This is a genomic window from Gabonibacter chumensis (assembly GCF_024741215.1).
GTDB lineage: Bacteria > Bacteroidota > Bacteroidia > Bacteroidales > Marinifilaceae > Gabonibacter > Gabonibacter massiliensis.
Genome location: NZ_JANSKB010000001.1, coordinates 557,654 through 580,734 on the forward strand (window position 1 = coordinate 557,654; position 23,081 = coordinate 580,734).

At 44.9% G+C, this 23,081-nt stretch carries 17 protein-coding genes and 1 pseudogene; 6 read left to right on the forward strand and 12 right to left on the reverse strand.

The window, feature by feature from the left end; all coding sequences use genetic code 11:
• Window positions 1–40: 40 nt before the first annotated feature.
• Both NVS78_RS02460 and NVS78_RS02465 read left to right on the forward strand, forming a co-directional pair.
• Window positions 41–3,340 (forward strand): metallopeptidase TldD-related protein, encoded by a 3,300-nt coding sequence (locus NVS78_RS02460; RefSeq protein WP_286357768.1) that lies wholly within the window; start codon window positions 41–43, stop codon window positions 3,338–3,340.
• A gap of 93 nt (window positions 3,341–3,433) precedes the next feature.
• Window positions 3,434–4,522 carry a TlpA disulfide reductase family protein gene (locus tag NVS78_RS02465; RefSeq protein WP_286357769.1) on the forward strand — a complete coding sequence of 363 codons (1,089 nt, stop codon included), beginning with the start codon at window positions 3,434–3,436 and terminating at the stop codon, window positions 4,520–4,522.
• 259 nt (window positions 4,523–4,781) lie between these two features.
• Here the strand turns inward: NVS78_RS02465 and NVS78_RS02470 are convergent, their stop codons facing one another.
• The gene (locus NVS78_RS02470) at window positions 4,782–5,180 is read right to left on the reverse strand and encodes a hypothetical protein (RefSeq protein ID WP_286357770.1); all 399 of its coding nucleotides are present in this window, start codon (window positions 5,178–5,180) and stop codon (window positions 4,782–4,784) included.
• Between the two features lie 31 nt (window positions 5,181–5,211).
• Window positions 5,212–8,604, reverse strand: a complete 3,393-nt coding sequence (locus tag NVS78_RS02475; RefSeq protein ID WP_286357771.1) for a carbohydrate-binding protein — start codon at window positions 8,602–8,604, stop codon at window positions 5,212–5,214.
• A 937-nt stretch (window positions 8,605–9,541) separates the two neighbouring features.
• Between NVS78_RS02475 and NVS78_RS02480 the strand changes: the two are divergent.
• The 4 genes and pseudogenes from NVS78_RS02480 to NVS78_RS02495 all read left to right on the forward strand — a co-directional run.
• Window positions 9,542–9,665: pseudogene (locus NVS78_RS02480) on the forward strand (KilA-N domain-containing protein); the annotation flags it as partial.
• A 529-nt stretch (window positions 9,666–10,194) separates the two neighbouring features.
• Window positions 10,195–11,418, forward strand: coding sequence for an AAA family ATPase (locus NVS78_RS02485; RefSeq protein ID WP_286357772.1), 1,224 nt, complete (start codon window positions 10,195–10,197; stop codon window positions 11,416–11,418).
• 29 nt (window positions 11,419–11,447) lie between these two features.
• On the forward strand, window positions 11,448–11,990 hold the full coding sequence (locus NVS78_RS02490; RefSeq protein ID WP_286357773.1) for an RloB family protein: 543 nt from the start codon (window positions 11,448–11,450) through the stop codon (window positions 11,988–11,990).
• A gap of 10 nt (window positions 11,991–12,000) precedes the next feature.
• Window positions 12,001–12,354, forward strand: a complete 354-nt coding sequence (locus NVS78_RS02495; protein ID WP_286357774.1) for a hypothetical protein — start codon at window positions 12,001–12,003, stop codon at window positions 12,352–12,354.
• A gap of 882 nt (window positions 12,355–13,236) precedes the next feature.
• Here NVS78_RS02495 and NVS78_RS02500 read toward each other — a convergent pair.
• From NVS78_RS02500 to NVS78_RS02545, 10 genes are all read right to left on the reverse strand, one after another.
• On the reverse strand, window positions 13,237–13,758 hold the full coding sequence (locus NVS78_RS02500) for a hypothetical protein (protein ID WP_286357775.1): 522 nt from the start codon (window positions 13,756–13,758) through the stop codon (window positions 13,237–13,239).
• Window positions 13,755–14,162: a hypothetical protein gene (locus NVS78_RS02505; protein WP_286357776.1), complete on the reverse strand. Its 408-nt coding sequence runs from the start codon at window positions 14,160–14,162 to the stop codon at window positions 13,755–13,757. Before NVS78_RS02505 ends, NVS78_RS02500 begins: the two co-directional genes overlap by 4 nt.
• Window positions 14,163–14,205: 43 nt before the next feature.
• Window positions 14,206–14,715, reverse strand: a complete 510-nt coding sequence (locus tag NVS78_RS02510) for a hypothetical protein (protein ID WP_286357777.1) — start codon at window positions 14,713–14,715, stop codon at window positions 14,206–14,208.
• Entirely contained in the window at window positions 14,712–15,485 is a 774-nt protein-coding gene (locus tag NVS78_RS02515; RefSeq protein ID WP_286357778.1) for a hypothetical protein, read from the reverse strand. The genes NVS78_RS02510 and NVS78_RS02515 overlap by 4 nt, the downstream gene beginning before the upstream one ends.
• Complete coding sequence (locus tag NVS78_RS02520; RefSeq protein ID WP_286357779.1) at window positions 15,482–16,165, reverse strand: hypothetical protein; 684 nt, start codon at window positions 16,163–16,165, stop codon at window positions 15,482–15,484. Before NVS78_RS02520 ends, NVS78_RS02515 begins: the two co-directional genes overlap by 4 nt.
• A gap of 6 nt (window positions 16,166–16,171) precedes the next feature.
• Window positions 16,172–17,527, reverse strand: a complete 1,356-nt coding sequence (locus NVS78_RS02525; RefSeq protein WP_286357780.1) for a hypothetical protein — start codon at window positions 17,525–17,527, stop codon at window positions 16,172–16,174.
• Between the two features lie 28 nt (window positions 17,528–17,555).
• On the reverse strand, window positions 17,556–18,716 hold the full coding sequence (locus NVS78_RS02530; RefSeq protein ID WP_286357781.1) for a PDDEXK nuclease domain-containing protein: 1,161 nt from the start codon (window positions 18,714–18,716) through the stop codon (window positions 17,556–17,558).
• An 89-nt stretch (window positions 18,717–18,805) separates the two neighbouring features.
• Window positions 18,806–20,272, reverse strand: coding sequence for a coiled-coil domain-containing protein (locus tag NVS78_RS02535; protein WP_286358448.1), 1,467 nt, complete (start codon window positions 20,270–20,272; stop codon window positions 18,806–18,808).
• A 373-nt stretch (window positions 20,273–20,645) separates the two neighbouring features.
• On the reverse strand, window positions 20,646–21,746 hold the full coding sequence (locus NVS78_RS02540; RefSeq protein WP_286357782.1) for a DUF6371 domain-containing protein: 1,101 nt from the start codon (window positions 21,744–21,746) through the stop codon (window positions 20,646–20,648).
• Between the two features lie 195 nt (window positions 21,747–21,941).
• Entirely contained in the window at window positions 21,942–23,081 is a 1,140-nt protein-coding gene (locus NVS78_RS02545) for an AAA family ATPase (protein ID WP_286357783.1), read from the reverse strand.

The following is a 23,081-nucleotide window of genomic DNA, read 5'->3' on the forward strand; positions in this document are numbered from 1 at the left end:
GACCGCTCCGGCGGTCGTATATCAAAAACAACAATAAAATATGTCAACAATCAATTTTTTAATCAAACTATTTTTGAGCGGCTTACTGTTATTGAACTGCTCCGGAATATTCGCCCAAGAACAGGAGGATCGACTCTTGCAATTGATGAAGCAGGAGTTGAAATACAATATGGAGCAGTTGAAAAAACAAGAGAACGCCCCTTATTACATGAATATGCGGACGATGGACGACTATACCCTAACGGTGACAAGCAAGTTCGGAGCCGTGGCCGCCACCAATGAAAATCATACCCGCATGCTGATACCGCAAATTCGTCTGGGAAGTCCGGAGTTGGACAATTTCAAGTATAACTCGCAAGGAGGGTCTGCCGGTGCTCATGCCCAGGGAGCACGAGGGGTAATTCTACCCCTACGCGACGAGGCTACGGATGCGATTCGGGAAGCCATCTGGCGGGAAACATTGAAACGTTACGAATTCGCCCGAAACATGTATGACCAAACAAAAACCAAAGCTACCGTTAGCGTAGAGGATGAGGACAAAGCCCCTTGCTTTTCCTCCTCTCCAGCGGAGCATTATTACGAAGCTCCCATTCCGGCCGAAAAACGGAAAATAGACGTACGCGCTTGGGAAAAACGAATGGACGAAGTATCTGCCGTGTTCAAAACCTGTCCCGAGCTACGCGAAGGATCCGCAGGTTTAAGCTTTCAAGTATTACGCACCTATTTCGTAAACAGCGAGGGAACTGCCGTCGTACAGAACCGGATCGCCGCCCGGGTGATGCTGATGGCATCGCTGAAAGCAGCCGACGGAATGGAGCTACCGCTAAACATGAGTTATTTTGCCTACTCACCCGACGAGTTACCCGATAACGCACAGATGATTGCCGACGCACAAGATATGATCAAACGCTTGCTGGCGTTACGTGATGCTCCGGTTGCAGATCCTTACACCGGACCCGCAATTCTTTCCGGTCCTTCCAGCGGAGTATTTTTTCACGAGATCTTCGGACACCGCTTAGAAGGACATCGTTTGAAATCAGGCGGTCAAACCTTCAAGAAGATGGTAGGTGAACAAGTATTACCTGCAGAATTTCAAGTGTATTGCGATCCGCAATTAAAAAGTTATGCTGCTACAGATTTATACGGTCACTACTTGTATGACGACGAAGGAGTAAAGGCTCGTCGTGTAGATAACGTCGTTAACGGTGTACTGAAAGAGTTTTTAATGAGCAGAGTACCTTTAGACGGTTTTCCCGCAAGTAACGGTCACGGACGTACCTCCGGCGGCGGAGATCCCGTATCACGACAATCCAATCTGGTCATCGAGACCACACGTCCATACACGGAAGACGAACTGCGAGCCATGCTCGTGGCTGAAGCAAAAAAACAAGGAAAAGAGTACGGTTATTATTTCCGGACGGTCACAAGCGGCTTCACATACACGGGCGAAGGAGGAAGTCTGAATTCGTTCAACGTGACTCCCCTGGAAGTATACCGGGTATTTGTGGACGGTCGTCCGGATCAACTGGTACGAGGAGTAGATATGATCGGAACTCCTTTATCGATGTTTTCCAATATTACGGCTGCCGGAAACGATCCGAGCGTTTTCACGGGCGTTTGCGGTGCAGAATCGGGTTGGGTTCCCGTAACGGCATCGTCACCCACGATCTTCGTGAGCCAAATAGAGACGCAACGCCGGGCTCAGGCACGTGATATCGCCCCGATTCTACCCTCTCCGAAACCGGAAACCAGGACAAAAGAAAATACGGATGACGTCATTTTTGCAGCCATGCGTTCCGAACTGGATCGCAACAATGCTGCCTTGATCCTACCGGGCGGACCGAAACCCTATTACATCTCGTACGAGATCGTTCGCTTCCGAAGCTTTCAAATAGGCGGATCGTTGGGGGGACTGATGCTCTCGAGCGTTTCACCATGGCAAATGAGCGGAGGTACACAACTCATGATCGGAGACTATCAAAACAATAACGACGTTACTTATTCTGAACAAATAGCCCCGGCTCAGTTACCGTCAGAGGTGGACTACGACGTGATTCGTCGCGGATTCTGGGAATCATCGGACATGATGTATAAATATGCACTGGGAATGATGGCCCAAAAAACGAACTACCTGCAACAAAATCCCAAACCGGCTGATGAAGCGGGATTGGCTGACATGCAAGCTCTACCGTCTGTAACTCACGTACAAAACCGGGCAACGAAATACGAAATCGACCAAGCGGCTTTGGAACAATTGGTAACGGAAGTTTCTGCCGTTTTCGAAGAATACAAGGATATTTATAATTCCAGCGTGGTCATCAACGGAATGGAAGTAGACGTCTACCGATTGACAACGGAAGGAGTACAGTTAAAAGTACCCGGAGGATTTGTAACCGTAACGGTTTCGGCCGAGGTACGGGGTGACGACGGTTCAAAATTGGGCGATACGTTCTCGCTTACGCTACAAAATCCGGATGAAATTCCCTCTATCGACCAATTGAAAAAAAGAACAAAAGTATTTGCAGAGAGACTATTGGAATTAAAAGCTGCACCACCGGTAGCGGAATATTACAACGGCCCGATTATGTTCGAGGGAGGAGCAGTGGCAACCATTCTGGCAAACAATCTACTCTATCGCGGCGGATTGATCGCGGCTCGTTCTCTTACCCCGACACGGGCAGGTTTGGCAGATCAATTCGGTCATAAAATCATCGATAGTCGCCTGACGATCAAAAATTACACGGACAAGAAAGAGTATAACGGCACCCCGTTATACGGTTATTATGAATTCGATGGTGACGGAGTCCAACCGGAAACTGAGATGATCCTGGTAGAAAAAGGGGTATTCAAAAAGATGTTGAATGGACGAATCCCGACAAAAAATGCCCCGGGAACAACGGGTAGTTCTCGCTTTATGATGTCGCCTCAGGCACCGACCGTGACGACCGGAACCGGTACGCTTCACGTGCAGACAGAAAAAGGCACTTCCCACGACAAGATGAAAAAGACGCTGATCAAAGCGGCCAAGGAGGCAGGTCAATCGTATGCCTACATCGTGAGAGGTATCTCCGGATCGGCCCTCGAGGTTTACCAGGTGAATCTTAAGGACGGCAAGGAGACACGCGTTCGTACCACGGGGTTCCGTATGCCTGATCTGACCAAATTACTGAACATAAGAGCCATTTCCTCTAAGGAGGAAGTAATGAACTACCTGCCGAACTCTTATCCCGCTTCAATGATTTATCCTGCCGGGATGATCGTGGACGGTCTGGTAATCGATAAGGCTACACCGAAAACAGAAAAAGAACCGGCATTAAAACTACCGAGACAACGGAATTAAAAATAACCAATCCATTCTTTATATTCAATAAAGTCTCCCGTTAAAACTAACAATAGCCGATACGGGAGTCTTTTAAAAACTAAAAACAAAAAAATGAGAAAGATTTTATTTACGGTATGCATGTTACTAACGTTGAGCATGACAAGTATGGCTCAACAGGATAGTTTCAAAATCGAAGGTCAATTAGATAACGGAACCAACGGAAAATTGTTACTGGTGGCCAACACGGATCGAGGACTGCTGGATATCGGCGAGGCTACAGTCACAAACGGAGTTTTCGAATTTACAGGTCGAATGCCAAAAGTTACGGTGGCTTATTTGATGCCGGTTAAGAAAAATGCGATTTTGGCATTGATCATGCTGGAGAACGCCAACTACAGGGTTACTCTCGGTTCAAACGAGTTACTCGTGGAAGGTGGCGGTGAGGCACAGAAAATATGGAAAGAATTCAACGACCTCAACAAGTATCTTGCACAAACCCAACAACAATTCCAAGCACAAGCAAGCGCCAACCCCATGCGGACAGAAGGAATACGGAAAGAATTCCAGAAAATCTTGACACAAGTGGAAGGCGAAGAATTAGCCCTTCTAAAAAAATACAGTAACTCGACCGTAGCAGCCTACGTGGTCGCCTCCAAAATGCAAGGTATCGACGAAGCAAAACTGACTGAACGTTACGAAGCACTGGGAGAAGAAGCCAAAGCATCAATATACGGGAAACAGGTAGCGGACAATTTAGCCAAGTTACAAAAGGTTGCCATCGGTGCTATCGCTCCTAATTTCAGCGCTCCATTGTCTAACGGCGGCGTACTCTCACTACACGAAACAAGTGCAAAAGTGAAGGTAATCGATTTCTGGGCTTCGTGGTGCGGTCCCTGCCGACAAGAAAACGTGAACATGGTGAAACTCTATAAACGTTTCCGCCCGAAAGGCTTAGAAATCATCAGTGTTTCGATAGACGACAATAAACATTTATGGCTGGCAGCCATCGGGCAAGACGGTTGTAACTGGCCGAACGTGTCCGACCTGAAAGGCCAACACTCTGAAATCGCCGCAGAATACGGCGTAACAGCAATACCCGCCACCTTTATACTCGATGCGGAAAATCGTATCGTGGCCAAAAACCTCCGGGGTAGGGAATTGGAAAAGAAAGTCGAGGAGATGCTGAAAAAGAAAAAATAATTCACAATAAAAACCGCCTCAATGCTCATCCAAGAGGCGGTTTTATCAAAAATATAATTTGAATTTACCTGTTATTTGCTATTCATTCCAAAACGAAAAATATATGAAAAAAATAATTTTCACATTATTAATGAGTTTGTTATGTACCATAATAGCAAAAGCAAGTACTTACGAACTTCCGGTTGTGAAAACTCTCGGTCGGTTTCGTTTTTTATAACGCTATTTAATAACCCCTCGTTAAACCTATTTCGTTAGGTAATCAATCTATTCTCACGACCGCCACTTTAACGGTTTTACTTTGATTGAAATTTTTAATTCCATCTTTATTATAGGAACCGGAAATTGTTATCGTGATCGTGTAATCTCCCGCTTCCTTACCTTCTCCCGTAACTCTAAATTTAGTCATGTTATAGTTATCATCTATTTTTAATTTCGAAACAGGAAATTTTTTGGGGTCACTACTAATCGGCTCAACGTCTAATACTCTAAACTCCCCGTAAGTTTTATAGATTGTTACTTCAAAGTCAACTTTTCTCCCTTCAACAATAGCTTCTGTCATCGGGCTAACAATCCACGCCACGTCTCCCTCCGTCGCCGCTGGAGAAAACGAGGTCAAAAAACAAAAGACCCCGCTCAATACAAGTAAAATTCTTTTCATAATGTTCGTAATTTAAAGGTTTATAATAAGTTTAACGAGGGGCACGACCTGTAACTTGTTCATCTTTACCGCCAAGATATTTCCACCTGACGGCATCCGCCCAAATGAGCTGACCGGGTATTCCTTTATCCAGGAGAGACACGCGCGTCGTTCCGGGCACGTGATAGAATTTCCCTATCGACACCCAGCCCGGTTGACCGGAAATCTCGATACTGGTTTCTTTCAATTTACCGTCGCTCTCGATCGTGTAATATTGCGAGAACGACGGCTTGGCCGTGTTATCGCTCTTCACGTGAGAACCCGTGTATTTTATCAAGCCCGGCGGGATATAGACCGAGATCTCGTAATATCCTTCCCTGTCGATCCCCGCACTCCAGCTCACCCCGTCACCGGAATTCGACGCTGAACGGGCCACCGTCGTGCGCGTGGGATACCCGTGAGCCGTTTGATCTATCCTCGTTTGCCAGTCCGGGTTTAATCTATCAAAAGAGTCTTCATCCTTCTCGCGGGCAACTTTCTCCTGTCGCTCTCTTTTCCATCGCTTGACAAGCGATAACCCGCGAGTACCGCGAGAGAACCCGGCATCCATGTCATCGACGATAATCTCCCCGGGCGGGAATAAATCCTCTTTACCGATTTTTTCCTCCCGATTTACCGTGTCCACTGAAGCGACAGATGAAAGGAACTCCTCGAGAGGGATATCGGGAGGGTAATTTCGGGAGAGGTTCAATTTCAGAACAGGCTCCGAACACATGCCACGAGCCACGTGACTTATCCTTCTTCCCTCCCCCGCCGGGACCCGATAATGATAATTGGAGGGAAGCCTGGCATAAAGTTCCGAGAAGTAAGACAGGGTAACAAAACCGTCTGTCTCGCTGTCGTTGTAAACGGTGAAAACAAATCGCGTCACGTCGTTACCGTTATAATAAGGTCCATCCGGGCTAACCCATCTCGCGTCAATATCCTTCACGATAAACGAGGGCAAGCGATTTTGTCGATACCAACCGGGTAAAATATCCATTAAATTTACTCCCAGGTCACGTCTCATGTCCCGGTCGAGTTCCTTTAAATCGACACGATTAAAATGCCTCCGGGAAACATACTCCCGTAGATAGCCGGCAAGCTTGCCCGTGGGGAGACCGTGCAAGTCCAGGAGAGACAGTAATTCATCCGTTTTAATATTCACGAGCCTACGCGTCAACTCCGGGCTCAAGCCGGGGTACCGGGACACGTCTTTCAACCCGCGGGTACTTAAAAAACGAATCCCCTCGCGGTAATTTTCCAGGCTATTAAAGGAAAAAGCGGCCGCGGCCGGGTTAAAAGAGTTTTTGACCATCGTGTTGAACACGGTCTCGATGATCGGGTAATCGAGCGAGTGAAAAGAATAGACATGGTTATAAAAGAGGGGACCGGTAAAGAACAAGTTATTCACTCTCGCCGGCTTTGACGGTCGAAACGTCAATCGATCAATCACTCGTTTTAAACGAGGGTAATACACGGGCCTGGTTTCTCTTTCCAGGTCATTGATATAGATCGACTGAATCATATCGAGTTTCACCCCCTTCTCCCCTCCCGTGAAATACTCCGCGAATTGCTTGCTCTTCCTGTTCAACGCCCACCTGTCCATCCAGGGCGTGGGCATGCGCTCCGGGAAAAAAATAATCTCGGGTTGCACGTACTCGCTTCCCCCTCTTTGATCCCGGTAATACGTGACAAAGGTACGGGGAGTCTCGATAAACAGCAATCGTTTGAACGGGTACTCTTTATTAAAATCATATTCAATCGAAGGCTTCAACTTGTCGGAAAAATACCCCGGCAAATCGTTCAAAACATCTTCATACGCCTCCACGAAGATCCCGTGTCCTTTAAACAGGAAAAGCTCGTAATCGACAGAATCCAACCGGAGGTAACGCCTTTCATAATCCCCGACGCACAGGCTAATCCCGGCAAGAGGGTAATTATTCTCGAACACGACACTTTCCCCGGTATCCCGCCGCTCTCCTTGCGAGATGACAGTTTGGCCTTTCACGCCGTGAACGGTCAACCTGTAACCGGTAAAATTTTTTTCAATGACATACGGCGAAGCGGGATTTACCGGGGGGACCGTGACGGGATACCACAAACCCTCCGGGTTTAACAACACCTGGTGATCGTCCAGGTAAGCGTACCGTTTGCCACGAGGGCACAAATCCCGCGGGTGGCCCTCTACCCACGAGTCTTTTAGCTCTTCTTCCGGCACGTCGAGATAAAAAATATTTTCATCGATACCTCCCTCGTACACCATCTCCACCCGGAGCGTGTCGCCCGGCAAAACGGTTTTCCCGACGACAATAACCTGATCCTCTCGACGGAACGAGACGGTATCATCCCCCACCGTCAACGATTTCACGCGTAACCCCGGGTTCAAGTAAAGTAAAAAATCGGGCAAGACCTTCCCCGTCTCGTTCAAGAGTTTCATCCGGCTAAGGCCCTTTAGCCGGCGGCCGGCGGGCGTGACATCCAACTCCTGAGTCAGGAGGTATAACCTGTCATGATTCACGTGGCGATCATACACCTCGGCGTAACGAGCCCGGCGGGCGTACTCGCGAGAGTATATTCCCTGAACGGCTAACAAGCAGGCAAGTCCCAGCAACAATATTCCGCCGGCCTTTTTCCCTATCGCCACCCGTTCCCCGGGACGGTTCTCCAGGCGTCGACAAAAAAGTATCGAGAAAAAAAACAACCCGACACCCGCCAGCAACCATCCCAGGCGTTGTAAAAGATAAGGATAAACATCAGCGAAACCGGTTATCTCGGAATACTCGTTCGGTAACGTCAGCCCGGAGAAATTAAGAATACCGGAAAAAGATTCTCCAGACAAGGAGACGGTTCCCCAAACGCAAGCGAACAAGATTATCATGGAGACAAACGATTGACGTAAAAGACTTAAAATAAAAAAGGAGAGACCGAGCGTGAAGACCGTGGCCGGGAACACCAGCGTCGCCAGGTAATAGGGGTAAAGCCACGGGTTAAAAGGAGCCTTGCTGGCAAAAACATGAAAAAGCATGCCCAGGGAAAAGAGGACGATCGCCCACGCCACGAATACCCGGACAAAACCGATACCGACTCCCGTGTAATACCCCGCGTTACTCGCGGGACGGGCTTTGATGGAATCGAGCGTGTCGATTTTTTTCCGGGAAAAAAACGACGCGGAAAGAAAAATCAAAACAGGGTATTGCGACAAGGTGAATAAAAAAGCGATCGTGTAGGGGAAAAGGGAGGCCATGTGGACTTCTCCCGACCCTTTCGCGGGATTAAGCGCACTCAAGTTAAACCCGACGTGAAAAAGAATACAGGCCGAGATCAAGATAAAAAAGAATCTTCCCAGGCCGGATCGAAGAAGCAGTTTGGCCTGCACGCGAGCTATTAATCCACAACTTTTCATGTCAATCGAGAACTTTAGTGTAAAAAATACGCTCGTAAGTTATAAAAAATTATTTAAAAAGAAAATAAAATAAAAAATGATTTTCATGCTATTGTATTATTATGAACTACCGTCAAATTAAAAATTTATAAATCAAATTTTTGCAATGAAAATTTTCCTTCTGTCTTTTGATTCGTTTCCCTCCATCTTGCTCGCGAGCGGTCAGGCGGGGCAATCATTCCGTTTCCCGAGTACAATAAAACAGGTTTAATAAAATTTACGATGATTGAAGGAAAGGCTATTTTTGATGCTTGTTATGTATATTTGTGTATATTTCCTATCGTGAGTAAGAAAATCTGAACGCACACACTATCATCTTTTAAAATCGTGCGTTAGATCTCGTCCGTAACCATCTTCATTGTATAACTTCCAGAGTGATATCCAACCCGCTTTTTAGAAGTTTACCCTGCTTTTTATTGCCGTGAAAATTATTGCGTGATAACCATTTCGCAGATCTTCTATTCGTGCGGCTATCACAACATGGTTAAGATCTGCTGTTTCTTGTTTTATGATGTCTACCTGAATATCGGTATCTTCGTAAACATGTATTTTATAAGGATGTATCCAATTGTTATATCTAACATAGCCTTCATACGTATCCCATGCGCCTGTGTTCGTGTTGAATATTCATCAGTTTGATATAATCGATCGGAGAATAAACTTTTAGCGAAGTACTTGAAATACAGAGGTAACGATTTGGAAACCATGCGATTTTCAGTGATTTGCGGTGCCGTGCTATCAAATACCTCTTTCGATTATAACGGTAGTCATAATCCCTGAGCATACAGGTCCCTTTATCAAATATTTGGTTTCATCCTTGTACACGGTTCATTGAAAAGGATATAATCTCATAGATGATAGCTACTTTTGTAGCTAAAATTCAACGGGTCAATAATAAATGGCAAAGATTACAGTAAAAGACACAGGCGTCACAATTATATCAGTCAATGAAAATGACTATATCAGCCTGCCAGACATAGCAAAATACAAAATGTGATGCCCCGACTGCAATTATTGGGAGCTGACCATGTAATCGAAATACAATTGAATATCTTGGAATCTGGAAAATGTTACAATAAACAAAGTTTATATTCTATATATTAATAAAATAACATTTCACAAATCTTATCAAAGGAACAACATAGAAACAAAATCAATAATTTAAGCGATTCTCCGCTTTTCGTATTTCACTTAGTTTCATCCCTTGCATTTGGTCGCATTCAAAGTGCCTCTCAAAGCAGTTTTCCGACTATCGACCTCTCATCCGAAGAATATCGTTCGATAGCTCATCCATGAATTATTGCAGCCAAAAGAGAAGGAAAGTACACAGCATATTTTCTCTTTTCGCTGCAGTTTTTATTTTACTGTCCCCTTAAGATCATATACCTTAAGAGTTGACTTTGATAGAACTTCAAGGAAGTTGCAAAAATAAAAACATAGCAAAATTCACGGCAAAAACAAAATGCACCTTTTTATAAAAAGTTGTCCGAATTATGATTTTGTCATTTAATTTGCTATCTTTGCAAAAGAATTACAAATCTGGAGGATAAAATGATACTCGAAATCCGTTTGAGCAACTTTTTCTCAATTAAAGATGAGGTTGTGCTGGATATGCAGGCAGCAAGTATCCAGACTAAAAAGGCAAAGGACCTTGAAGAAAATACATTTGTATGCGGTGATGAACGGTTGCTTAAAACTGTTGCCATTTATGGTGCAAATGCCTCTGGAAAGAGCAGTATTATCAAGGCTATTCGCACTTGTGTGGGAATGATATTCTCATCTCACAATTACAACGAGAATACGATATTTGCTTTTACTCCGTTCAAATTCGGGGGCATTGGCAAGCCAAGTACATTCTTCATTCGCTTTCTTCTTGAAGGTATCGAATATGAATATTCTTTTGAACTCAATAAAGTTGAGATACTGAAGGAGGCACTGTACTATTATCCGAATGGCCGTCGTTCACTGGTATTTTCTCGTGATGAGACAAAGGGACCCGACAAAAAGGATATCTATGAATTCCGATCGGTGATTCGCCGTCCTATGGATGTTGCTGCCAATACGTCCAAGAAAACGCTTTTCGTGTCGCGCGCCAGCCAGATGGACCGAGATGTCGCAAAAGATGTTTTTCGATATTTCAATGAGCGTTTTATTCTGAATTATTTCGGATATAACTCGTTCTCTGTCGAGCGTTTGTTGAATGAGAACAAAGAGCAGTTCCTTAATGTACTGCGAATTGCCGACAGCGACATTGTCAAAATCGACAGCCGGCATGAGAATAAAGTCCTGTCTACTGCGGTGATTGACCCTACTGAAAACCAGATATTGTCGCTAGAGAATATTCAGAAATCACAGTTGGTTATTACTACCTACCATAGGAATAATCCGGATATACCCTTCAATTTTTTTACTGAAGAGTCTGATGGAACACAGCGTTTATTCAATATGATGCTGACAATTCTGGATATCGTCAAGAATAATAAAATCTTGTTGATAGATGAAATCGAAACGCAGCTGCACATAAAACTGGTGGAATATATTATCGGTTTGTTCAATAAAAGCGAATCAGCGCAGCTGATATATACTACGCACAATACATACCTGCTTAATACCAACAAGTTGCGTAAGGATCAGATTTATTTTGTTAACAAACGGGATGACGGGTCCTCGGATTTGTATTCGCTGTTTGATTACAAAGATTTCCGCGACGGGCTAGATGCAGAGAAGGCATATTTGCAAGGTCGTTTTGATGCCATCCCGTATATTGACGAATAGGCGGATAGTTTTATAAAATAGAAACTGATATGGGACGACAAATAAGAAAATCCAAAGGTAAAACAATGAAGCCAAACTTCTTTGTTTTCTGTGAAGGGGAGTCTGAGGTTGCCTATATCAGTCATCTCCGTTCGCAATACCGTGTGCCTCTTCAGATTATTCCAAGAAAGAGCGATTCGAACATCTCCGTTCGATATATAGAGAATTGCAAACGGGAATATATTGTAACCAAAAAAGATAAAACATTTCTAATGTATGACCTTGATGTGGCTGGGATGTTAGGACATTTGCAAAGTATTCCGGATGCGGTATTGCTGGTGTCGAATCCATGTATTGAGTTGTGGTATTTGCTACACTTTGAGGAATGTCATGCCGAACTGACTCAAAACGCCTGCATCAAGAAACTGAAAAGACATCTTGAACACTACACAAAGGGAGCTTTGGCATTGAATGAGAAACAGCAGCTGTCAGACAAGACATCAGAAGCAACGACGAGAGCCAAGGTGTTGGAGACATATAATAATCCATCAACTACCATCTATAAAATGATAGAGTTGCTGGAAAGCTTGTAATTTGAAGATTATGGAGAATAAGGAAATAACATTAGCTGATATTTTTCTTGACATCCTGTCAGAATCACAAGATAAAGGTACTAAACTAATGGCTGAACGAATAAAAGCAGCGATTAAATCACCGGAGATATTGGAACTGTTAAACATATGCGTTATAAATGCATTGGGATATAAATCCAAAATCAGTAGCAAAACTGTAGATGATGCAATTGATGGTATTATCAGTTTTGTACACTCTGAAATTGACAGCAGCTCTTTATCGGATGACCATAAAGGTATAGAAAAGAATTCATACAAACACTTTGCAAAAAGTCTCGGTAAAATATTAAAAGAGAATTTACGGGTGTCGCAACAATTAATATAGAATAAGTAATTATGGACATCTATAATTGTTCTGCAATATTATTCAAGCAACGGGATATTGGCAGGTAGTCGGAGGGCAGATTCGTGTCCGTTGAGATGAAACCATGCACGAGTTTTTATGTGTCAGTATTATAGAGGTATTAATTAAAGGGCACTACATATAATGCATTGGAATGGGACGATGATCCGATAATTCCATACTTAGTATTTACAACCGGTTATTACTCAATAATTTGCAAGTAATAAGTCAGAAATATGGTCGTAACCTTTAAGGGTACATTCTAAAGGGTGAAGATTTAACGCTTTTATTGATTATTAACTTATTCGCAGTGTCAACACGAGCGGTTTCTTCTTTTTCGGTGCAGTTTGTTTCCGATATTCCACTTCTATTTTGGCTCATTGTCTAAGCCGCTGCAAAGGTACTATATTTTGTTGGATATTGTTCGATTTTCCTTGTCTTTTGGTTGCGCTACCATTTCTCAACCAGTTATCCGAGGCACGAATGGTAGAGAGAGGAAGCGTATCTCCAAATCTATTATTTTAGAGGGAGTGCAGTCTGCCGCTTGCCAAATCTAAATTTGTCAAAAGACATGTGCCACCAAAAGAGAAATCAATAATGTGTGTAATCGATTATCGAATCAAGGGCAATAATCCTCGTTTTTGATTTTCTCTTGTAACCTACTATTTCGTCGGTCGTTTGTCTCCGTTGCCGGATGCTGCATCAAGCCAAGCCGATGAATGGGAAAGGTTTTGGGGCAGTTTACTCTCCAAAGGAGGAAGAAACTGCTACAAACGGTTACCGCTTGACCTTTACACATTCAATGAGGCTGGCTACCTTTGCATCCGGCATAGGGGATAAATGACCGATTGTTTAGTAGAGCATTTATCGTGGGTCAAGAAATAATGAATGCCGTGCCGTAATATCCGACAACTTTTCTTTGCATAAAGGACATTCGATGTACATATAGTAGTCATAGCCAAACTTAATTTTCAAATTGCAGGATTGGCTACTGAATATGGCGTAGATATATTCTCGCAAACACAATCGTGCTGCGTTACAAAATTTATTTACACTCATTGTCTGACCTTGTTTTAGACTTTTTGCGATAGGAAGAAGTTGGAAATCCTGTTCGGGAATCTTTGAGTTTACCATTTGCTCTTCTATCCATTCATCTTGTTTTTCGATGTATTCAATGGTCAGACTGTCTGCACCGACAACTTGCAAAATCTCACAAACGGCATCAATATAATTGTTTTCCACAGCAAAATACTCTTCTTGGGTCAATACTTTCCCATTGAAACATTTGCCAATATCGCTGACAGAAGTCCATTCATCCTTGCAATATACACTGTCCTCATTATAGAAAGCCGGATTGTATTTGACTATTTCGTGTTGATGCCTCATTTCCTGCTATTATGATTTATGCCTTTGATTATAACCCATTTGGTAATATATGAAATCGCACAAGAAAGAATAGGAGCAATGATTAGCCACAGCAGCAATATGATTCCAACCAATTCATTGTTGGTAATGTATGTGCCGACATCGGGCGGTAGGTCGGCAGGGCGTCCTCCTGTATCATGCCAGTCCCATACAAAGCCGAACAGCACAATGGCAAGAAGTACCGTTGTGGATAGAAGTGTGTATCCTGCCAACTTCCACCATTGGTTGCCTTTGTATAGTTTCCACGCTATGATGCCTCCAATAAGAAACAGGCAACAAAATGCAGCAGGAACCCCAATATGGGGTAAAATAAACCAGTGGTCTGCCCATAAAATAACCATAGCGATAATCGAGCATATCAGCACTATTGCCTCAAATATCCAAAACCGTTTATCTTTCAATCTCATATTATACTAAATCTTCTCCTACATTCTTTTTATAAACAATAATAGAGGGGAATTCATCTCCAACGGAAGAATACAGCACCTCATATCCTTTCTTTGTCAATTCATCTATGTACGATGCAAGATTCCTGTCTTTCAAATAGCAAATAGTGCTGAATCCCTCGATTTTATGCGGAAAATCGTTGTGCATCGTATTGGGAGTATGTAAATATAAAATCGGCTGTATTCCGAAATCTTCTTGCAATCCAATGAAAGCCCATAGCTGAAACTGTGTTTCCATTGTTTTGAAGGACTCTGCCACACGGTTGAAGTTATGTATGAGCGCGTCCAAATGGGCTTTGATGCCTCTCCAACGCCGAAGGGTATATTTCGGACAGTCGAAATGAATATGCTCGTAGTCGAAGTCAGGGCAATGTACACACGCCGTCCATTCGTCAATCTGCTTTGCAAATGGACGGTCTGCCGCCAAATTCCGATAGTAGCGTCTGAGACCTCTTGGTTTCTTTGCTTTCATTGTGTATCTCCTTTCTTTTGCAAATACACCTTTTTACCTAAGAACTCTTGTGTACCGATAGCACCACCTCCATAATAAAATAGTGTTTGGCGGTCAAAAACTATATAGCCGGGATCATGATTAAATTTTTCTATTTCTTCATCGATTAACGGATGGTCATAGATATAAAAATAATAAGCACCTAAATCGATTCTGCGAAACAGGAAAACAAAGTGGTTCGTACCAATAGCAAAACCTCTGCAACCGATTTTTTCCAAATCGGATCGGAGTTCGTTAATGAAAGATTGGTCAATCTCTGTATTGGTCGACAATCTGTCAATCTCTCCACGTCGATTAAATTCAATATCGATGCTTGTGCTGTCCGGAAGTCTATGGCGAGTGTTGTTAATAAAGGTCTGAAACTCCTGTTTGTGTTCAATGTAATGAGCCTCCATGATCTCTGCGCTGCAAGTGGTGTTAAGCGTACAGATAATAATAAACTGAATTATATTGACAATGTGAAGTGCCAAAAGAATTTTGTCGTGCTTTGTCCTATGCATTATCGATTTTACGAACGAATAGATCCATATACCGATACATGGAATAACAAGAAACCATAATATGGCACATGCCATAAACAGCATGAGCAAAGCCACATCATCATAAACCAAAACTAAAAGAGGAGCACTGCCCAAAACAATCATAGTTACAACGACTATGAAATAACGCCAGCCTAGGATTTTTTCGGACGCTGATGTCGGTAATTCTGCTCGTATATCGTCCTGTTTCATAACTCAACATCTGTTCCTTGTTCATATTCTGCCAGATAGTCTGCATAGCCATCATCATTTTGTGTGCATAACTCGTAATTCTCATAAAGTTCCCCATATCCGCGAGGATGAACAACAAAGGCAATCAATCGTCCGTCTGACAATCGGACAATGTGATTCGACATCCCCTCTGTCGTGCGAATGCCGACAATCATACCTGTACTTATTTCGCAATGAACAGATTTGTCATACCTTGTATCATCAATAACGACATGACTGAAAGTGCTGTTTTTATAGCAGATTGCCGTTTTGTCATTACGGACAAAATAGGCTTCCATCCGTTTTATTCCACTGTTATCAGTAATAACACCTATACGACAATAGGTTTTATCAAAGGTGAAAGGGTACTCGATTTTTCCGTAAGGTATTACATTGATAGACGAATGACAGGTTCTATCTCCTTTTCTGCGCCAAAGGCAGACAAACAAGACAGCAGCTAAAACAAGATTCAGCCACATGGCGACAGACAAACTGTTAATTCTAAGACGGGCGCGTTCCATAACGCAGTTGTCAATATCATATAGTCCGTGAGGAGTGAATATGTATTTCAAATCCAATTCCGCATTGACCCATATCAGCAATTCATAACCGACCAATATTGCCAATATGATTACTCCTGCTATTTTCTGCCAGCGTTTCATAATATTTTAAGTCTTAATTTCATTGTAATCACCACCAATCTCCTTCAATGCTTTGGAGGCATGTGCTTCTATTATCCCGTTTTTGCTTTGTGCCAGCCTTTCCAACGTGGCAATCGTGTCTTGCTTCTTGTTTACTGAGGCAAACTCGATCGCAGCCCAATAAGCAACACCCTCATCGTCGTCATCGAGCAAGTCGCGAATCACGGCCATTCCGTCTTCGTCGTCCAGCAGGCATTCGCTTGCCATTCTGATGTCTTTTAAGCTGCGTTTCATTCCTCTCTCGTCCAACATTTCTGCTGCCGCAAAATACTCGCTCGCACTCAACAAGAACACAGGCCACGCATCCGTACTTCCGGCATGTATGTAATACCCCCATCGATGCCATTTTTCATAAAAAATATCTTCGTCGATGATGGTATATTTGCCCTCCTCCCACTGTGGCCAAAGAGAAAGCCACTTGTCAAACACGTCCGATATTGCATCATATTCGTAATAATACACATAGTCTTCCGTGACAAACTCCCATTGCTGATTGTCCCATTGCGCTTGCGGAATATGCACCGCCCTTATGATATGGTATATAGTAAGCTCGGCAAGGAAAATCCCGTCTTCATTTTTGCAGTGGATATAATACCTGCCGTTATAATCGCCACCTTGTACATCGAACAACAACCGGCTGATGGCAACGAGCCTCTTGGTGGTAATGTCCCGTTTGTGAAACTCCATCTCAAGACGGGCGAAGATAGAGCCATGGGCATAATCAAGTTGGTAGGCGGGCGATAATCCCAATTCATGTATGTCCTTTTTCAAGTGTTCTAAGCGGTAGTGTAACTCGCTTTCGGAATCTTCGGTTGGAGGAAGCCAGAAATAAAGTCCGTCTATCACGAATTTGCGTTCTTTGCGTTTCAGGATGTACCTGATGCTACCATCGCCCCAACAGCTGTACATAGGTTCGCGCAAGCCGTATGTTTCGCCCGGTGCCGTCTGGTCAAGGCATTTCATTCTGCGCATCATCCAACGCCTGTCTTTTACCACATAGACGGAAACCCCGACTGCAACCGCGCAGGACAAGACAACAAACAACGCCCTGTACTCCCCATCGGACATCATGCTGCTTGCCACGCCCCAGAGGAATATGCCTGCAAACGCTACGGCAAAAAGCCATAAAAGCACACGCCCTCCCTTGTGCAAGAGGTTCATCGCCCGTTCGCTGAACACGCCTTTCCTATAAAGCCACCACAACAACCCTATCACGCCAAAGGCAACAAGTATAATCAGTGCAGCAAAAGGGGCTTCCACTGCCTTGGTAATGAAACCAATCGCCATTACGGCATACATCACATACAATTGCCATTTTTTCATAATATTTTAGTCATTGGTATCGTGTCTATTAGCTGTTTCCATCCAATTCTTTCTCAATCTCTTCAATCGTAGGCAGACTGCCCCGGAAGTCTTTAGGCAAGGCTTGTCCCAGTTCATAGTCGGATATGCCAATAGGCTTCTGAATATCGCGCAAGGCATATTCCGCCTTGATGCGATCTTTGCTCTTGCAGAGCAGCAGTCCGATAGTGCGGTTGTCTCCCTCGCGGCAAAGAGTATCATCCACGGCAGAACAATAGAAATTGAGTTTGCCGATATACTCCGGCATAAACTCCGTATCTTTCAGCTCAATCACCAAATAGCGGTGCAGGAAAGCATTGTACATCAATATGTCGATATAGTAGTCATCGCCCGACACCTCGATGTGGTATTGCCGCCCCATAAAGGCAAATCCGGCTCCCATTTCCACGAGGAATTTCTCTATATGATTGACCAAGCCGATTTCCACATCACGCTCATTGTATTGCTCTGTGAAAGTCAGCATGTCGAATATGTACGGGTCTTTGAGCATGGATTTCACATCGCCAGCTTCCGGTGCAGGCAGTGTTTCTGTGAAATTGTTTGCCAATGCACCATGCTTGCCGTAGTCGTCCAGTTTGATGGCTTCTTGCAGATAGCGTTTTGACCAATGTGAAGTGATACTCTGTATCATGTACCAGTAACGGGCATGTATATCTTTAACCTGCTGCATGATAATCAGGTTGTGCGTCCAGCCCAAATGTTTGATAGGGAGAGTAAAATTGTACTTTCCTGATTGCGCAACCAGTGGTTGCGTAATTGAGTCGGGATTGTTCCTTAATTGCGAAATCGCTGATTTCGTAATTGGAATAACTTCCCCTTTTACCATTGTAAGTTCCTGATTATACTCATTGAAGAACTGCATCATGCACTGCATATTCCGTACGGAAAAGCCTTTTATCTCGGCATAATCGTTCTTCAAGTCCACAGCCAACCGTTGCAAGGTTTTCTTGCCCCAGCCGTCTGCATCTTGGCTATGCTGCAACATTTCGCCCACGTCCCAATACATCCGAAGCATTTCTTCGTTGGCAGCATAAATCGCGCGTTGCTGTGCAATCAGCACCCTTTGCTTTATTCTGCGCAGCAATGCCGCATAACCTCGAAAGTTATCCGTCAAGTTACCAGTCACTTGTATGTCCGTATCCTTAGCCATATTCCTCTTTAATTTATTTGCAAAGTTACTCATTTTTATTTGATTGAACCTCAAAATATTACGATTATTTAAACATGCCTCTACATGGGTCATCTTCTCATCGAAAAACCTCTCTTCTGTTGTTGGTCATAATGTCCCTCCACCACGTTATCGACTTCCCGTCTGGCTTTAATTTGCTCACGGTTATCCAGCTTGCCTTTCTGCGTGGCTGTGATATACAGGAAATCCCCGGCTACTTGGTGCGACTGCCTATCGTCACCGAACAGGTTTAGGGCACTTTTAATGTCTGATACCTGTTCCGCATCAAAACGGGACTTGTAATACTCCCTTGCCAAACGGATGATGCCATTTACCGCCTTGCGGAAGATGTCGCTTGTTTTGAGCAAGAAGAAACTGAGAGTGCCAATAATTTGATTCTGCCACGAAATGCGGTTTTTGAGCCTCGCTGTTTCTTCCGTATGTGCCGCCTCCTTACGGTTGAGTTCGGACTGGTGCTTGGCTTCCAGCTTCATCAGTTCACGGTGGTGGTCGCTCTGCATGGCTTGGATTCTGCCCTGCAACTGCTCGATGGTCTCCTCGTGCGTGGCAATCTCATGGCGCAAGCCCTCTATTTCCCCTTTCAGAGCTTTTGACTTACCAGTAGCCCAACCGACAGCGGCATCAAGAAGCTCGCTACCTTTCTCCTTGTTCAGTTTGGAGCGTTTTTCTTTGATAGCCCTGTCAAGGTCTTCACTCTGTCGTTCCTTTTGATTAGCAGCCTCGATAAGAGAGCTGGTTCTGCTTTCCACCTCCTGCATTTTTTGATTTGTCATTTCCAACTGATGCTCCCTGTACTGCCTTGTGGCATCAAGGCGGCTCATCTCCTCTTTCTGCTTCTCAATGATGAAATCGTTACGCTCCAGATGCTCCTTGCCTGTCACGGTTTTGGACTGACCTCGCTTCATCGAGAGAATATCAGATGCCAAAGTCTGCATTACCATCATATCATCGTGGTTCAGCTTTTGGTTCTTGCCCGTGTCATGGTTCATCCAGTCGAATACGATGTGTGCGTGGTAATTCGGCTTGAACCATTTTTCACCTACTTGGAAACTCTCCTTGTCATTGCCTTCAGGCTGTCCGCTCAGCCAATGCCCCTCGTCCTTGTGCAGGAAGATTTGAAGCGGAGTGATGCCCCAGCGTCTTTGACACTCCTCGCCAAATTTCTTCACGTCTGCCAGTGTGGTGTCCGGTTTGATGAGTAACACACCTTCACGAATGGGTGAACATCCTGCCACTTTGATGATTTTTCCATTCTTGCCTTTCCGCTCCCGCTCTTTTTCCTGCATGGCACGACCCGTCTTTTCCTTTACCATCCGTTTTATGTTGTCGTAATGCGTTTGCAGGTCGGGATTGCCGAAGTTCGGGTTTATCCACTGCTCGTTGTCGGCAGAGAGTCCGGGCACGATGTAGATTTTGGATGTACCGATATTACGCATATACTCGGCAGTCCTTCGGTTATGAGCCTCGCTTGACTTGGTGTTGCAAGGCTTGATATGTATGCTTGATTTTGTTGCCATTTTCTTAGAATTTGATTTGTTGATAAAATTATTTTTCCGCTGTCCGCTCATAACCGCAATGAGTTATTAGGGCATCGCCTTAATCGGAGGGTGCAGGGAGAGGGTCACTTCCTGCTCCGGGTTCTTAGGGGTGGAAGCCACTAAGCGGAGTTTCCAAAGAGAGGGTCACTCTTTGGTCGGGTTGCATAGGGCTGACAGCCCTTGCCGGGTTCTCAGGGCAGCGTCCTGAGTGGGACGGGGCAAAGCCCAGCCCCTCGGGAGAGCCCACAACTACGGAAGCGAAGCGTGTAGTTATAGTGGGCTATATCAAGGGCAAGCCCTTGTCCGTATACCACAGCCTTTGGTTTCCGCTCTCCTGCCGTTAGGAAGGGTTTCAGTCACTGCTTCCGACCTGACTTGCACCGACCAGTACAAGGTCTAAATCGTCTATCAGCTTTTGCAGGACGGGGTTCTTCTCTATCATCTGTTGGAGGATTTTTTCAGCTTCTACCAAGTGGTTGGCAGTACACATTAGTCTGCCCTCCCGTATCTGATAAATAATCCAGTCGGCTATGTCGATGTGAGCTGCTTTCTGTTCAGGTGTGGCGTTTCTTTCGATGATGTCAGATACAATAGCCCTGCAAAATGTCATGCTCCCGGCACGTTGTTTCCACTCTGCATATCCGTCCGCATCGGGGAAGAGAAGCACGGTTCGCCCGGTCAGCGCACGGAGCTTTTCTTCTCTCATCTGGCTTTTGCCTCCTGTCGCCATCCATACATAGCCGGGGAAGATAGCCGAACCTATGACAGCACTCTTTTCGGATTCCACTAATACTACCACCTTGCCGGGGTTGCTTTTTAGCAGATGTTCCCCGAAAAGACATTGGGAGAGCTGCCACTCCTCCGGCAAAACCTGTTGCTTTTTCAGTATGCTGTGTATCCAGTTCACTGCCGATGTCAGCCCTCCTTTGATACGGTGTCCGTCTTCGGGATTGTACTGCATCACCTTGCCTGTACGTACCTTGTCGTTGCGGTCTATCTGCCAGAAGATGACAGCCCTGTCACGGGTAGCACCCAAACGGTATTCCTCCAACAACCGGGTCAATACTTCTCTTGCCTTGCTGCCGTAATAGGCGGTAAGGAGCGTGGAGAGGAAACGGAAGAAGTTACTGTGAACGCTCTGAGACTTCTCCACATAGTTGGTCGGTATGTAACATACCGTAGGCGGTAGTGACGGCTGCTTGGTCGGTTGTTTCATCCTTTGCCCACCAAAAGAGAAATCCTTTACTGTACGACATTCGGGATGATCCTGAAAGTATTGCTTGGGAGTATAGTGATACCCACAACCGCTTTCATGGTTGCATCTGCCGACCGATGGATGAAGAGGTGTGCCCTGTTCATCCACATAATAGGTAAAGGAGTGTCTGTCGCCACAATTCGGGCAAGTGTGCCGTGTAGCCGTTCCTTTATATCTCTGTAACGAATAGTTGCTCATTGTCTGCCTCCTTTGTTTTTTCGTTGGTTATTGCACTGTCCCGTCCTGTCCCACTGTCCCGGCTCATAGTGCGTGGGACAGTGGGACACCTTGGGACACTTGGGATGTTTTGAGAAATAACGCTTCTGTTTGCAGGGTTGCTTATCCAGTAAATGAAGCCATTACCTTTTATAACGGTATGTGTAATAAGCCCTTTCATAGCTTATCCTCCGTATTGTCATTTCCTGTAAACAGTTCCACTTGCTTTACTTCCTTGATTGTCCCGGCTGTCCCATCCTGTTCCATTGTCCCACTTGCCGTGAGCTGGGACGGTGGGACACTTGGGACAGCCGTCTTGTCACCCTCCTTGTTGCGCTGGATAATCCGGCTGACGGTGGATTTGCCGCAATTCACCTGTGAAGCTATTTCCCTTACTGATTTGCCAGATTGGGACAGTTGCAATATCAGGCAGTCCCTTTGGCTCGATTCATTGTCGCCCAACTTTTTCAGATGTTCCTTTTCCGTGGAATACCCCCTATGTACAAACTGCAAGAAGGCATCCACCTTTTCAATCTCATAGATGATTACATTGTCCGCATCGTATGAGTATGTGCCATAGCGTACTTTCAACTGCTTCACATAGCGAAGTCCGCTATCCTGCGCACTCTTGCCTATGGCAAACACGCTGTCGAAGAAGTTGTAGAGCCGCTTGCTTCCTGCAAGGTCGTTGGATGTGATAGGACAGTCCAAGGAGCGTTTGGGCGTATGAGCCAACACGAGGATGGATAGCTCGTATCTCTTTTTGAGGTTGTTAAGCTGTATCATCAGCCGCCCTGCGGCATCGCCTTTCTCCATGGCGCAGCACAGATAGGTAAGGTTGTCAACGATAAAAATCTTGCTGGCGGTTTGCAATGCCATCTGCTCAATGCTGCCGATAATGGCTTCCTCAAAATTTTCCTCCAACAGTGAGTTGCAGTCAAGTGATACCCGGTACAGCCTTTCAGGAAAGGTGTAGAGGTTTCCATGTTCGTTGGTGTATCGGAGCTGGAACTGCTTGTCGGACAACTCAAAGTCCAGATACAGCACATTGTCGGTTCGGGCGATGCGGTCAGCTATCTGCACGGCAAGGATGGACTTGCCCACGTTGGAGTCGGCAAATAGGCAGGAGAGCTCCCCCTCGTACCAGAAACTGTCCCACAGCGCACGGGGCGTGGGCAGCAGCGATGCTTCGAGTATGGTGCGGTTGGCGGTCTTGATGCTCATCACACCGATACTCTCCGGCATACCGCTCCGTACTTGGGAAGCCCTCGCAAGGTCGCCATGTATCATGCCGATATAATTCTTATCCTCTTCCAT

Excerpts from the sequence above, each read along its gene's own strand:
- NVS78_RS02545 (WP_286357783.1), bottom strand. The coding sequence starts at position 23,081 with ATGGAAGAGGATAAGAATTATATCGGCATGATACATGGCGACCTTGCG.
- NVS78_RS02495 (WP_286357774.1), top strand. The coding sequence starts at position 12,001 with ATGGAGAATAAGGAAATAACATTAGCTGATATTTTTCTTGACATCCTG.
- NVS78_RS02500 (WP_286357775.1), bottom strand. The coding sequence starts at position 13,758 with ATGAGGCATCAACACGAAATAGTCAAATACAATCCGGCTTTCTATAAT.
- NVS78_RS02525 (WP_286357780.1), bottom strand. The coding sequence starts at position 17,527 with ATGAAAAAATGGCAATTGTATGTGATGTATGCCGTAATGGCGATTGGT.
- NVS78_RS02510 (WP_286357777.1), bottom strand. The coding sequence starts at position 14,715 with ATGAAAGCAAAGAAACCAAGAGGTCTCAGACGCTACTATCGGAATTTG.
- NVS78_RS02530 (WP_286357781.1), bottom strand. The coding sequence starts at position 18,716 with ATGGCTAAGGATACGGACATACAAGTGACTGGTAACTTGACGGATAAC.
- NVS78_RS02465 (WP_286357769.1), top strand. The coding sequence starts at position 3,434 with ATGAGAAAGATTTTATTTACGGTATGCATGTTACTAACGTTGAGCATG.
- NVS78_RS02475 (WP_286357771.1), bottom strand. The coding sequence starts at position 8,604 with ATGAAAAGTTGTGGATTAATAGCTCGCGTGCAGGCCAAACTGCTTCTT.
- NVS78_RS02490 (WP_286357773.1), top strand. The coding sequence starts at position 11,448 with ATGGGACGACAAATAAGAAAATCCAAAGGTAAAACAATGAAGCCAAAC.
- NVS78_RS02515 (WP_286357778.1), bottom strand. The coding sequence starts at position 15,485 with ATGAAACAGGACGATATACGAGCAGAATTACCGACATCAGCGTCCGAA.
- NVS78_RS02520 (WP_286357779.1), bottom strand. The coding sequence starts at position 16,165 with ATGAAACGCTGGCAGAAAATAGCAGGAGTAATCATATTGGCAATATTG.
- NVS78_RS02485 (WP_286357772.1), top strand. The coding sequence starts at position 10,195 with ATGATACTCGAAATCCGTTTGAGCAACTTTTTCTCAATTAAAGATGAG.
- NVS78_RS02460 (WP_286357768.1), top strand. The coding sequence starts at position 41 with ATGTCAACAATCAATTTTTTAATCAAACTATTTTTGAGCGGCTTACTG.
- NVS78_RS02540 (WP_286357782.1), bottom strand. The coding sequence starts at position 21,746 with ATGAGCAACTATTCGTTACAGAGATATAAAGGAACGGCTACACGGCAC.
- NVS78_RS02535 (WP_286358448.1), bottom strand. The coding sequence starts at position 20,272 with ATGGCAACAAAATCAAGCATACATATCAAGCCTTGCAACACCAAGTCA.
- NVS78_RS02470 (WP_286357770.1), bottom strand. The coding sequence starts at position 5,180 with ATGAAAAGAATTTTACTTGTATTGAGCGGGGTCTTTTGTTTTTTGACC.